Genomic DNA, 12,581 nt, shown 5'->3' on the forward strand with positions numbered 1-12,581 from the left:
GACTTTGGTTGTTGATTCACGTTGGGCGCTGCGCGGATTTATTTGCGGGCAGACAAAACAGGTCATCTGCCAGAAACTGACAGATGACCGTTCTTAATTACACCGATTCCAACACGATTTCGCGGGCGGTTTGAGCCGCCTTAACCATGTTTTTCAGTGCTTCAGTTGTTTCCGGCCACCGGCGCGTTTTCAGGCCACAATCGGGGTTGACCCACAAGTTCCGGGCGGGAAGTACCTGGGTTGCCTGCTGAAGAAGCTCGACCATCTCGGCCACGGTTGGTACACGAGGGCTATGAATATCATACACGCCCGGCCCGATTTCGTTCGGATACGCAAAACGGGCGAAGGCATCCAGAAGCTCCATCTGCGAGCGGGAGGTCTCAATGGTAATGACATCGGCGTCCAGGTCGGCAATGGCACCAATGATGTCGTTGAACTCCGCGTAACACATGTGGGTATGAATCTGGGTGTAGTCCTGCACGCCCGATGCCGCCACCCGAAATGCCATAACCGCCCAGTTTAAGTAAGTGTCCCAGTTTTCCCGGCGCAGCGGTAGCCCTTCCCGCAGGGCGGGCTCGTCGATCTGGATAATGCCGATGCCTGCCGCTTCCAGATCCACAACTTCGTCATGAATGGCCAGCGCCAGTTGCAGACAGGTGTCGCGCCGGGGTTGATCGTCCCGGACGAATGACCATTGCAGAATAGTCACAGGTCCGGTGAGCATGCCTTTAACGGGCTTGTCAGTTAGTGACTGGGCCAGTTGAGCCCAACGTACGGTCATGGGTTCGGGCCGGTGAACATCACCAAAAATGATGGGCGGTTTAACGCAGCGCGACCCGTAACTCTGCACCCAGCCGTTTTTGCTGAAGGCGATTCCGTCGAGTAACTCACCAAAATATTCTACCATGTCGTTGCGCTCGAACTCCCCATGTACCAGTACATCCAGGCCAACGTCTTCCTGCCAGCGGATGGCCTGCTCTGTCTCCGACCGGATGAATGCTTCGTACTCGGCTAGCGTCTTTTCTCCTTTCCTGAATTTTGCCCGATTGGCCCGTACGGCATCTATTTGAGGAAATGAGCCAATTGTAGTCGTAGGAAAAAGGGGCAGGTTGAGCCGGTTATGCTGTACGGCCTGACGCTCCGCAAAGTCACTCGTTCGCCGGGCGTCCTGCTCGCTCAGCTGACGCAGCCGTTGCTGTACCGCCGGTCGATTAATCTGGGCAGATGCCCGCCGGGTTTGCAACGCGGCCCGATTAGCCGCCAGCAAAGCAGCCGCCTGTGGATTTCCGGGTTCTTGGCTGAGCGTGGTGAGAACGACAACTTCGTCGAGTTTCTGGCGGGCAAAAGCCAGCCATTGGTTGAGTTCGAAAGGTAATCCGGCCTCAGTCGTCTCGGTCGACAAGTCGCATGGAACGTGCAGCAGGGAACAGGAGGGGGCAATCAGGATTCGGTCGACACCCAGCGCTGCTACGGCTTGCCGAATCATAGCCAGCGATTTCTCCAGATCGTTGATCCAGATGTTTCGGCCGTCCACCACACCCAGCGACAATTGGGTGGGGCGCTGGACAAAATCAGTAGTCAGGATGTCGCCTAGCTGGTTCGGACAACGGACCAGATCGAGGTGAAGTGCATCGACGGGTAACTGAAGGGCCAGATTCAGGTTGGCCCCATAGCACTCGAAGTAAGTCGCCAGGAGTAGTTTGAGATCAGGAAATTGTTGGCGCAATTGCCCGTAAACGGAAGCTATGGCTGCCTGCTGATGGATCGTCAAATCCAGTGAAAGGCAAGGCTCATCGAGTTGAATCCACTCGGCACCCTGCTGCTGCAATCGGGCAAGTATCTGTTCATAGACCGGCAGCAAGCGATCGAGCAATGTCAGGCGGTCGAAGCCCGATTCTTTTTCCTTGCCCAAAAGAAGGTAGGATACGGGGCCCAGCAAAACCGGCTTAGGTAGCATACCCAGCGTTTCCCGGGCTTCGTCGAACTCGGTGAAGATTTTGTCGGAGAGCAAAGAAAACGACTGATCTGCCGAAAACTCAGGGACGATGTAGTGGTAATTGGTATCGAACCACTTGGTCATCTCCATCGCTTTCAGGTCCAGCCCATCCTGCTGATAGCCGCGGGCCATGGCAAAGTAGAGCGCCAATGGGTTTGGCGCTGATTCATCGAGCAGGGGTTTGAACCGCTTCGGGATTGCCCCGACCGTCAGCGACATGTCGAGCACCTGATCGTAGAACGAAAAGTCATTGCAGGGGACGAGTGCAATGCCAGCCTGTTGCTGGGTCAGCCAGTTGGCCTGCCGTAGTTGACGGCCTGCTGCCTGAAGCTGCTGTGGGGTGATTTTTTTGGCCCAGAATTGTTCACAGGCCCGTTTGAGTTCGCGGTGGCTACCGATTCGTGGATAGCCGAGGTTGTGTGCGATCATGTTGTAAACGGATTAAATGATTGATCGCGTTCGATGCCGAACTCCATACGCCCACCACATAATCCAGAATTTACACAACACGACATACCACACCCAGCCTCGGGGAGAAGCCGGAATGAAGCAGTCAATCGTGATAAAACCCAATCGCGTGTGGGCGTAATCAGCAAAGCTAAAGGCAAGTCTCCTGGCTTGTGACGGTATTTGCCGTCCTTCTCATCCTATCGCAACCGGTTCGCCGGAGTGGGCGAACCGCTGAAGGACAATGGACATCGAGGGCAAACCCTTTTTAATAGTCACTGACAGTAGCAACGTCTGCTCGTGATTCTCACACGATTCCTTTTTCATTTCCTGAACCTCTCAGGAAAACCATTAGCTTGTTTGACGGAAAACAAAGAACGTTGACACAAAGTAACCGCATTGTCTGGCCAAAAACAAAGTAATACCCATCAGTCTTATGGTTAAAATAGAGTGACAAGCTTAAATGCGTCGGGCTATCAATAAGGCTTATAAGGTATCTTTTTTCGCTTTTCCAACAGGTACCGATACGCCAAACGCCCGTGGGTCGCTGGGGGGCAGGGTTTTACGTTTCTTGTTATCCTGAACGGGCGGAATGGGGTTGTTGGGCGTCTGGGCGGTCATGCCGCCACCCGACAGGGGCGTATCGACGCCCGGAATAGCTACCTGTTTTGGCGACGGACTTTGCTGAACAGGCGTTTGCTCTACTTTTTTCGATGAATCGCTCTGGGCGAAACAGGCGGAGCCGGACAGGCTAACAGCTAGAAGAAACAGGAATGTACGCATGGTAAAAGTTCATTAGTTGAGTAAGCCGACATGGCCCGAACTAACGGTCGTCAGCAACTATATCAACACGCTTTCATGCGTAAGGTTTTGGGTTCTTTTTACAATGCATCGACCCGCACAAAGGCATACCCTTTCCGCCGAAGCCCGGTCAGTAGTTCGTCCAGCCGGTCATAGAGTTTATCCGTTCGATTCGGCGCTACGCCAATGTGCATCAGCAGGATAAAACCGTTCAGACCAGCCGGTTTTTTCTGCTCGTAGGTTCGTATGGATTGCAGTATGGTGGCACTGCTGCGGTAGTTTTTATCCTGAGGGGTGGTGTAATCCGCGTGGCTGAGTGTGCCGGGCGTATAGTTGATAAGTTGAACGCCTTCCGCTCTGGCCCACACGGTAATGCTGTCGTTGTACCACTCGTAAGGTGGCAGAAATAGTTTAGCGGCCTTTTGAGGGGCTTTAAAACGGGCTAACTCTACATAATTGGCCCGTAAATCATCCACAAACTGCTGCCGGGTCACGAGCAGGCTATCCCGCTTTGTCCAGTCGCAGTAGAGCAGGTGCTGGTCGGAGTGGGGGCCGAGGTAGTGGCCATCCCGTTGGAGTTGTTTTGTAAGTGAGGTATAAGCGGGGTTCCGTAAGAACCGACCCGTCAGAAAAAACGAAGCCCGAACCTGATGCTTTTGCAGGGTTCGGGCTATGGTTGAGCCGCCATCGGCAAACTCATCGCCGGTAAACACCAGCGCCAATCGGCGGGTACTGGTGTCACCTCTGATTTTTGCCCCTTTGAAATAGGTTGATTTAAGATCAGTTTTGTTCGATGACTTTAGCGTCTTCGCCGGTTTTTGACGTGTTCGGGACGTATTTGCTTTGGCGGGTTTAACTTTCTCGGCATGTTTGGCGGCCAGCAGGTACACGAGCGAGGCCGTGCCATCCATGGTTGGTTCGTTCGTGCTGTAGTCGCCATAATCATCATGGTACACGGCTACGCTGCTTTGGAACGGGGCATATTCATCCGGCTCGTGCAGGGTAATGCCGATCAGCCGGCTATAAATGCTGCCCCGGACGGGGCCATCCACCAGTCCGCCGTCGATGGGATAGTTTTTCAAATGCGTGAAGGACGAATGCGGGTCCGATGGGGTGTCAGCGTTGGCCGGAAGGCCGTACACAAAACTCGTTCCCCACGGATTACAGCCAAACAGCCAGTCGAAATTGGCCTGTTCCAGCGCGGCAAACTGCGTATCGCCGGTGAGCTGACGATACCAGAAGCATTGCGTGGCGAAGGAGGTTGTGAGATTATTGCTGCACCAGGTAAACGGGACGCCCCGGTAAAAGGCGTTCTGACTGGCGCGTTTCCAGATTACCTCAATACCAGCCTTGTAGTAATCAGTAACGGTTTTTCGATCGGGGGCCGATAGTCGTTTCGCCAGTTCCGCATGACCGACGTTCACAAACGGGTACCACTGGTAATGCCGGGCAGTGTCGTTCAGTATCCACGGGGTCACGGGCTCCCTGCGGGCAAAGTCCAGTGCTGTAGTTTGTAATTTGGCCGCCCGTGAGCCCGTAGCCCCCATTGCGTTGAGTTGCTCCACGGTGGCCAGTTCCATGTCGTCGGCGTAATTGTCTTCCTCATAGAAATAAGGCGCCCGGCCCGGTGCTGTCTGGCAATTTCCCGGTTTTTCGAGCCCAAGTTTATACGCTGACTGCGCCCGCTGCCAGAGTTTACCGGCGTAGGCGGGGTCATTTTTTCGCGTCAGCTGATAGCCAAGTGCCAGCGCGCTGCTCACTTTGCCCGCCGTAGATGCAACGCCCGTTGCCCGATTCTTGTATTTAAACAGCCCCTGCGGCTGACCCGTCGCAAAATACACCGGCCGTTCAGCCCCTTTGCCGTACATACTGTCGAGTTTGGGGATTCGCATACTCGAATGGTCGCGGTCGTCGCCAAGCTGGTTGAAGAGCCAGGTATCGGTGGGATGCATTTTCAGGAGCCAGTCGAGTCCCCAGCGGGCTTCGTCCAGTACATCGGGCAGGCCATTGGCACCCGCCAGCCCATTTAACTGATGCTGGTCGCCAAAGGCAGTTGGGAAGTCGCGCAGGGCAGCTAGTAGATGGTACGTCGCGTTGGCCGAGGTAGTTACGTATTGCAGATAATCGGAGGCATCGTGCCAGCCACCCGACGCGTCGATATGCGTGCTGTCCGGCATGGGGCCGTACATGGTGTAGCCGTCATACGTATGGCAGGAGTCTTTCAGAAAGGGGTTGAAGCCGCTCCGTTGCTGCCGCATGTAGCGCAGGCAAAAATCGGCGGCACCCGCATACACATCGTCGCCAATCCGAAACCCCGGCGATCGGGCACCGTCGGCTGTGCGGAGGTAATACTGACCGGGTTTCTGAACCGCCGAAAAGTCGAGCCGGTATGCCTGTTTAAACGGCCCGTACCCGCCAAACGCCCGCCCGGCGGGTAGCCGATGCTGCACCGCGTTTGACTGTTCATCGACCAGCTCGAACGAATTGATATCTTGCCCGGTCAGGCTTCCCCAAACCGCTGTTTTCGGACTGTCGGGTCGGTAGCCGAGCAGGTTAATGCGAATAACGGCGGAGGGGTCGGTGTTCGTGTGGCCAGGTAAAAGGCTGACGAGTAGGGCTACCATTAAAAGTAAGCGCATAGGTCGGGATTACAAATCGTAAAATTTATCGTTTTCCCAGTTTTCGGGATTTGATTTTATGTAATCGTTGATGCGTTGGGCCGGGTTAGATTTTTTTCAACAACCCCATCATCATTTCCTCGAAGTACGCCCCGTTGTACGGCCCAAACCAGTTCATGTCGCGGGTTTCGTAGGTGGTCCGGTTGTAGTATTTGTCGGGGGTTACGTAACCAATGTAGCCGCCATCGAAGCTGGTAATCATGAGGTTAACGCCTTTTTGCGTAGCCAGCGGTTTGAAATCGGCCACGAACTCGCCGGAGTAGTCGCAGGGGGTGCCCAGTAGTACCGTCTGGCCAATCCGCAGGGCTTTCAGGTCGGACGGATAATCGCCGTAAACGGCGTAGAAAAGCCACGGCCGCACCCGCCAGTTGCCAATCACCCGCGGGTGCGGTTCGCGCAGGCCGAGCGGCAGCGTCAGAATCCCCAGCGTACTGTCAGCTTTGGTCTGGATTTGCGGAACGGTTCGTTCGATGCGAAGAGCCAGGTCACCGGCGTAGTTACGGATTTCCTGAAAGTCGGTTTTGCCACGCGCCTGCGGGCCGGTACTGCCCACCGCCCCCGCCATGAACACGGCGAAGTCGGCCGATTTCTTTTCCAGCCGGTCGACCAGCGAGCCGGGGTAATCGCGGCTGAGGTAATTCCACATAGCATCTTCGTAGAGGGTCGCGTGGCCGGAAAAAGTACAAAGCAGAGCCGATTCGCCGGTTTCTTTCCTCAGTTTCAACAGGCGTACCATGCCGTCGAGCGGTCCGGTGGGGCCGGAGAAACCAATTCGGTTATAAATATGGTCGCTGGCATCGACCTGCCCGAAGCCGACCTGCACGGGCGCCATGTTCTGCTGGGCCGCCCGGATGGCGTTTATAATTCCATCGGTAATACGAACGACCAGTTTCTCATCATACCCGCCTGCAATGAGCTGACCAACAATACCGGGTGCCCAACCGCCGATGCTATTGTGCGAGTGAATAGCTCCCGTGTAAATATTCTCCCACCGTAAGCCAACCTCGGGGAGTCGTTTTTTAAGCGCTTCGACTACGGTAGGGGGCGTAATGAGCAAATCCAGACCGATGAGTGCGGCTTTTGTACCGCCATTATCGAGCATGATAGCGCGGGCAAAAATGGAGTCGGCAATGATGTGCCAATGCTTACCGCGCCGGGCACCGTAACCACCGGTGGGGGTGGAGTAAGGGGGCGTAATGCTGGACTTGGCCCAACCGGCCCGCAGTGGTGTTGTGGCTGCCGGATTGGCCGGAAGCTGAGCCAGACGTTCTTTGGTCTGGGTATAATAGGGCATCTGCTGGTACGGCGTCTCATCAACCGGGGCCAGACTTACGGCCAGAAAGAGCAGGATCAATACAACAAGTCCGAGCAGGACTTTCAGAAGAATACGAACGAATTTCATACAGGTGCCGCCAGTAGGGGCGAATTTACCTGCAAGCAACGAAAAAACGGACGGATGGAAAAGCACAAAAAAAAGGTATCAGAGAAAACCTCCGATACCTTTCATCACCCTTGCCGGTTTCCCGGCCTCCCTATACTTAATGCTTCTTTATAAGAACGATGCGGCAATGGCCATAACCTGCTGCTTGGTCAGGGGCTCATCGAAAGCACCACGGAAATTGTCGTCCGTTATACCGGTCACGTTCGGCAGTGTTTTCAGGCTTACACCTCCCTGCGTAAACGTCGTTTGTGTTGGATCAGAAACCCAGCCTTTCATGCCCATCATCCGGCGAACCTCCGAGGCATGGCGCGCTTCTACCGAATGGATTTGCAGAGCAGTCTTTAAAATGAGTTTGTCGTTGATCAGTGTTCCTACCTGTCCTTTGTATGCCTGAACGCCCGTGTCTTCCAGTGCCCGTGCCGTGGCCAGGAATGTGGCGTAGGTCGAGAACGTACCGGCCGGAAATTTGAACGTCGGCTTGGCAATGGCAGCCGCACCCAGCGTGGTTTTCAGCAGATTAACGTGTGCTGTTTCGTGTTTGCTGATCTGATTGATAACGGCCAGATCGCTGGCTGGAACAAGGCCCGCCGTAGCCAGGCCGGTGCGGTAAAACTCATCTTCCAGGTACTCAAGCGTAAGAGCGAAATTCGCCGTGTCAATAGCAGCCTGGGATGGAGCACTCGTCGTCTGGGCAAAAGCCTGGTTCAGGCTGGCAGCCACCACCGTCGGAATACCGGCAGCCAGCAGATTTGAACCAAATTTGAGCAGATTCCGGCGCGAGTAGAAGTTGAAACGCTCGCTAACTTCGGGGTCTGCTTTTTCGATATCGGCTATTAGATTGAATAAGTTCATAGCGTTGCGTGTGGTTTACTTGGGTAGATTGGTGGCTGTAATCGGTGTTCGTACGTACTTCTGGGCTGTTGGCAATACCGCAGAAGGCGGGGTGGCCGCATCCAGACCGGTAGTAGGCGCTACCACATCGTCACCGGCAAAATCAGCCGATTTCGGGTTCAGCAGGTCGCGGATGGCCGCTGCATGACGAGCTTCTACCGATACAATCTTACCCGCAAGCGCCAGGTAATTCACATCTGTAATTAATGTACCAGCCCCATTGTAGGCGGCTACGCCCAGATCTTCAAACGCTTTGGCCGTGCCAAGAACGCTGGCCCGGTCGTTGAAGTTGATGGTACTGAAATTGGGGACCAGGTCGCCAATGCGGCTGGCGGCCGGAATAGCTGCTTTGAAGAATTCGCGGTGAATGATTTCGTGGTCGCGAATATCCGTCAGAATAGCCTTTTCGACATCAGTCATGCCCGTATAAGGTTTGGCCACGACCTGGGTGTAAAAAGCGGCCTCGAGCTGCTCAAGGGCAAAAGCATAGTTCAGGATGCCCACATCACCCGTACCGAGGTCAACGGGGGCCATTACGGTGGTGGGGTTTTCTTCGCCTTCTTTGCAGGATGCCAGGATAGCGCCCCCTGCGGCAAAAGCGCCTGCGTAGCGAAGAAACAACCGGCGGCCTACGCGTACTGGCTCCAACTGGCCGGGTAACATCGTAAGACCAGATTCGTTTTGCTTGTTCATAACGTGCTTGAGTAAATTAAGTGTAGTAACAACATAACCGCAGGTCTAACAGACGGTTTGAAAAGATTTACGGCATTCTGATGCGCCCGGATTTAACAGAGGCTGAAAAAAGTTGATCATTCCGCAACGGAAAATCTCTTTTACGCGCCATCTGCCAGCGCCAGGAGGCAATAACACCGTATTTACGTACTCTCTTTATGACTCTAGAATGGACTCCGGGGCATTCATATATTTACTATACGGGTAATTTATTGAGCGCTATGATCACACAGGAACACTGAATTTTGCCCTGCTCGCCAGTAACGAAACAAAGTCGTTTTAGTACGGCATTGTCTTTGCAGAATAATTCCACTACCCGGATAGCCGTGAAAACGGGGTTCCTTTTCTGGCAATGGAAGCCCGGAAATGAGCTTGTCGTCGCTATCTTTGCCTTTATAAGAGTACCATCATCAACAGCTTCCTGATTAAATTTCGTGAACAGAGGGATCATCTTTGCCGCTGAGCCGCTCGTTCGCACATTCACTCTTTCGCTTTTCCAGTAATGCAGGTTCTTAAATTTGGCGGTACCTCCGTTGGGTCCGTAGACAGTATAAAGCAGGTTATCCAGATCATTGAAAACCACCGTCAGAACGGCGACCAGATAGCGGTCGTGTTTTCGGCGATGGGGGGCATCACCAATCAGCTTATCGAGATTGGCCGAATGGCTACTACCGGTGAAACCGATTATATGGAGCTGGTTCGCCGGATCGAAGACCGCCATTTTAACGTCATAAAAGCCCTGATCCCGGTCAAGGAGCAGAGCAAAGTGTTTGCCCATATCCGGGGAATCATCAACGAACTGGAAGACCTGCTGCGCGGTGTGTCGCTGATTCGCGAACTGTCGCTCCGCACCCACGATCTCATTACCAGCTTCGGCGAGCGGCTGTCTACCACAATCATTACCGAATGTGTGAAAAGCCGGGGGATTCCGGCCCAGTTCTGCGACGCCCGCAAGATCATTAAAACCGACGCTCAGTTTGGGCAGGCCGAAGTAAATTATACCCTGACAAATCAGCTTGTTCAGGAACACTTCGCCAAAACGTCGGACCTGCAACTGATAACGGGCTTTATTGGCTCGACCGAAAAAAACGAAACGACGACCCTGGGTCGGGGTGGTTCGGATTATACAGCCTCCATTCTGGGTGCGGCCCTGAATGCCGAGGTGATCGACATCTGGACGGACGTCGACGGCATGATGACCGCCGACCCGCGCAAAGTGCCGAATGCCTTTAATATTCCAACCATCACCTATGCCGAAGCGATGGAACTGTCGCACTTTGGCGCCAAGGTGATCTACCCGCCAAGTCTGCAACCGGCTTTTGCCCGCAACATTCCGGTTCGGGTGCTCAACACCTTCAACCCAACCCATGCCGGTACCGTGGTGAGCCGCACCGCCGAACGTCGGCAATACACCATCACGGGTATTTCGAGTATCGACGACATTGCGCTGGTAAACGTGCAGGGCTCCGGGATGATTGGCGTGGCCGGGGTGTCGGCCAAATTGTTCGGTGTACTGGCCGCGCATAAAATCAGTGTTATTCTCATTTCGCAGGCCTCGTCGGAGCATTCCATCTGCTTCGCCATCGACCCGCGCGGTGCCGAAAATGTCAAGAATATTCTGGATGAAGAGTTCGCCACCGAAATCGCTCACGGGCACATCGACAGCATCGCCATCGAGCGTGATCTGTCGGTTATTGCCACGGTGGGGGAGGGCATGAAGAAAAGCTCCGGTATTGCCGGAAAGCTGTTTTCGGTGCTCGGCAAAAACGGGGTCAACATTGTGGCGGTGGCGCAGGGGTCTTCGGAGATTAATATCTCGGTGGTTATCAACAAGAATAACCTCTCGAAAGCCCTTAACTCGCTGCACAACATCTTCTTCCAGTCCGAAGCCCGCGTACTGAACCTGTATCTGGTAGGTACGGGTCTTATCGGGAGAACGCTGCTGCAGCAGATTTACAACCAGTCGGAATACCTGCGTTCGGAGAAATTGCTGAAGGTGTGCGTGGTGGGCATGACAAACACCAAGAAGATGGTGCTCGACACACGAGGTATCTCACTGGACGGCTGGCGCGAACGGCTCCTGACCGATGGCGTCACGACCTCCTTACCGGCTTTCGTCGAGAAGATCAAAGATTATAACCTGCCCAACTCGGTCTTCATCGACTGCACCTCCGACAAAGATATTGTGCAGTTTTACGAGTCGCTGCTGGATGCCAACATCTCGGTCGTAACGCCAAACAAAGTAGCGAATTCCGGCCCGTACAGCGAGTACCGCCGGTTGCAGCGCACGGCCCTGAACCGGGGCGTCAAGTTTCTGTACGAAACCAACGTAGGGGCCGGTCTGCCCATCATCAACACCGTTCAGGGGCTGATGACGGCCGGTGACCGTTTCCTGAAAATCGAAGCGATCCTGTCGGGTACATTGTCGTTCATTTTCAACACCTTCCGCCCCGGTATTTCCTTTGCCGATGTGGTGCGCGAAGCCAAGGAGAAAGGTTACACCGAACCTGACCCACGCGACGACCTGAGCGGCCTGGATGTCGCCCGGAAAATTCTGATTCTGGCACGTGAGGCTGGTTTCCCACTGGAGCCGGAAGATGTGACCATCGACACCCTGCTACCGGAATCCTGCCTGGCCGCGCCCACCATTCCGGCCTTTTTCGAAGAGCTGGAACGCAACAACGACTACTTCGAAAACCTCCTGGCCGAAGCCGAAACGAAGGGAGAAAAGCTGCGGTTTGTCGCCAGTTTTGAGAACAACAAAGCAACTATTGGCTTACGCCCTGTTGGGGTGGAGCATCCGTTCTATCAGCTAACCGGTGCCGATAACATTGTTTCCTTCACGACGGAGCGTTACAAAGACCGGCCCCTGGTAATCAAAGGCCCCGGTGCAGGGGCAGAGGTAACAGCCTCGGGTGTGTTCGCCGATGTGGTTAGTATCGGGAGCTATTTGGCGTAGGAATTGTTACATTCGTAAGAAAGAAAGGTATGGAACAATCATTGCTTGAGCGAATTACCTTAAACCCTGACATTTGTCACGGTAAGCCAACAATCCGTAATCGGAGGTACCCGGTCGAACTGATTTTGGATTTATTATCAGCGGGGATGACGCACGAGGAGATACTGACCGATTATCCTGCTTTGGAAGAAGACGATATTCGAGCTTGTCTTGCCTTTGCCAGTAGACTGGCACGGGTGAAAAGCATTCACCAAGTGCTGGCATGAGATACCTGGTTGACGCCCAATTGCCTTATTTGCTGGTTGAGGTACTCAGATCAAAGGGGTATGATGTACTGCATACGGATGATTTGCCGGATAAGGACGAAACAAGCGATACCGTCATTCGTCAAATCGCAACTCGTGAAAATCGTATTGTTATTACAAAAGACTCGGATTTTAGAGATAGTTACCTTCTGCTTGGACAGCCTCCCCGTTTGCTACTCGTAACTACAGGCAACATAAAAAACCGCCAGTTGTTAGACCTGTTTCGCAATAATATAGCGACCCTTGACGGGTTATTTCTTGTGCATACCTTCATTGAGTTGGCTAATAACGATTACATTATTCATGAATAACGGCCAGTCAGTATAGGGAG

General features: G+C 53.9%; 9 protein-coding genes and 1 riboswitch. Of the genes, 3 read left to right on the forward strand and 6 right to left on the reverse strand.

The genetic code is table 11. The features are described 5' to 3' along the window. Positions 1–97 precede the first annotated feature (97 nt). The 6 genes from metE to ACYVJM_RS13545 all read right to left on the reverse strand — a co-directional run bounded on the left by metE (position 98) and on the right by ACYVJM_RS13545 (position 8,947). Complete coding sequence (metE, locus tag ACYVJM_RS13520; protein WP_461148775.1) at positions 98–2,425, reverse strand: 5-methyltetrahydropteroyltriglutamate--homocysteine S-methyltransferase; 2,328 nt, start codon at positions 2,423–2,425, stop codon at positions 98–100. Positions 2,426–2,582: 157 nt separating this feature from the next. Continuing rightward, positions 2,583–2,811, reverse strand: a riboswitch (cobalamin riboswitch). A gap of 118 nt (positions 2,812–2,929) precedes the next feature. After that, the gene (locus ACYVJM_RS13525) at positions 2,930–3,226 is read right to left on the reverse strand and encodes a hypothetical protein (RefSeq protein ID WP_461148776.1); all 297 of its coding nucleotides are present in this window, start codon (positions 3,224–3,226) and stop codon (positions 2,930–2,932) included. Positions 3,227–3,324: 98 nt separating this feature from the next. Continuing rightward, entirely contained in the window at positions 3,325–5,883 is a 2,559-nt protein-coding gene (locus ACYVJM_RS13530) for a glycoside hydrolase family 9 protein (protein WP_461148777.1), read from the reverse strand. Positions 5,884–5,968: 85 nt separating this feature from the next. Continuing rightward, complete coding sequence (locus tag ACYVJM_RS13535; protein ID WP_461148778.1) at positions 5,969–7,324, reverse strand: neutral/alkaline non-lysosomal ceramidase N-terminal domain-containing protein; 1,356 nt, start codon at positions 7,322–7,324, stop codon at positions 5,969–5,971. Between the two features lie 147 nt (positions 7,325–7,471). Continuing rightward, positions 7,472–8,215, reverse strand: coding sequence for a ferritin-like domain-containing protein (locus tag ACYVJM_RS13540; protein ID WP_461148779.1), 744 nt, complete (start codon positions 8,213–8,215; stop codon positions 7,472–7,474). A gap of 15 nt (positions 8,216–8,230) precedes the next feature. Continuing rightward, on the reverse strand, positions 8,231–8,947 hold the full coding sequence (locus ACYVJM_RS13545) for a ferritin-like domain-containing protein (protein ID WP_461148780.1): 717 nt from the start codon (positions 8,945–8,947) through the stop codon (positions 8,231–8,233). A gap of 541 nt (positions 8,948–9,488) precedes the next feature. Between ACYVJM_RS13545 and thrA the strand changes: the two genes are divergently transcribed. The 3 genes from thrA to ACYVJM_RS13560 are packed head-to-tail and all read left to right on the forward strand — an operon-like array spanning position 9,489 to position 12,561. After that, the gene (gene thrA, locus ACYVJM_RS13550) at positions 9,489–11,945 is read left to right on the forward strand and encodes a bifunctional aspartate kinase/homoserine dehydrogenase I (protein ID WP_461148781.1); all 2,457 of its coding nucleotides are present in this window, start codon (positions 9,489–9,491) and stop codon (positions 11,943–11,945) included. A 29-nt stretch (positions 11,946–11,974) separates the two neighbouring features. Continuing rightward, on the forward strand, positions 11,975–12,211 hold the full coding sequence (locus ACYVJM_RS13555; RefSeq protein WP_461148782.1) for a DUF433 domain-containing protein: 237 nt from the start codon (positions 11,975–11,977) through the stop codon (positions 12,209–12,211). Next, positions 12,208–12,561, forward strand: coding sequence for a DUF5615 family PIN-like protein (locus tag ACYVJM_RS13560; RefSeq protein ID WP_461148783.1), 354 nt, complete (start codon positions 12,208–12,210; stop codon positions 12,559–12,561). Before ACYVJM_RS13555 ends, ACYVJM_RS13560 begins: the two co-directional genes overlap by 4 nt. Positions 12,562–12,581: the final 20 nt, after the last annotated feature.

This window comes from Spirosoma pulveris, from assembly GCF_054781875.1.